General features: G+C 48.9%; 1 protein-coding gene. It reads left to right on the top strand.

Features of this window, described 5'->3' with window-relative positions; translation table 11 throughout:
- On the top strand, window positions 1–556 hold a 556-nt coding region (locus A3738_RS30790), incomplete at its 5' end, for a hypothetical protein (RefSeq protein WP_369819782.1).
- Between the last annotated feature and the right edge of the window lie 139 nt (window positions 557–695).

The raw sequence follows: 695 nt of genomic DNA on the forward strand, positions 1-695 counted from the left end.
CGCTGAAAAGCCAGCAGAAAAAGCAGCGTCGGAGCCTGAAAGTGCAACACCGAATGATACCGCAGTAAGCAAAACTTCAAAAGAAGAAGCGCCTAAAGCCGAAACAAAAGCAGAAAAAGCTGAAAAGCCATCTGCGCAAGCTGAGGCCGTAACGACTGCTGAAACTGAAGCGAAAGAAGACGATACAAAACCGGCACCGCAACGTCGTCGCCGTCGTCGTAGCCCAAGCTCAGAAAAAGAAGCCACTGGCGAACAAGCATCAGGAACCAAAGCCCAATCTGAAGCACCAGCAGAAAAAGCTGAAACGGCAAAAGCTCTAGTGGAGAAAAAGCCTGAGCCGAAGCCGGAAGCTGCAGAGTCTAAATCAAGCCCTGATGTTTCGGTTGCCGTTGCAAACTCAAACGCTAGTACCTTTAAGCCTCAGCGCCCAGCACGCCGTCGCCAGCGAGGTGAAGCAAAACTTGCACACAACGACCCACGCGCGAAAGCTACTGAAAGCCAGCCATCAGCGGCTTCAGCAGCACCAGTGAATGAAGGTGAAACGCAAGGCCAATAAGCTTTATTGGACTTTCTTTAAGCCAGAAGTTAGCTTAATGCGCTTCTGGCTTTTTATTTTACGGATATAAATCTATGCCTCTTTCTGAATCTGCCGTCGACCAACTAGAAGAGTTATTGTTTGACAAGTCTCTTAGTGA

This window comes from Oleiphilus sp. HI0066 (assembly GCF_001635725.1).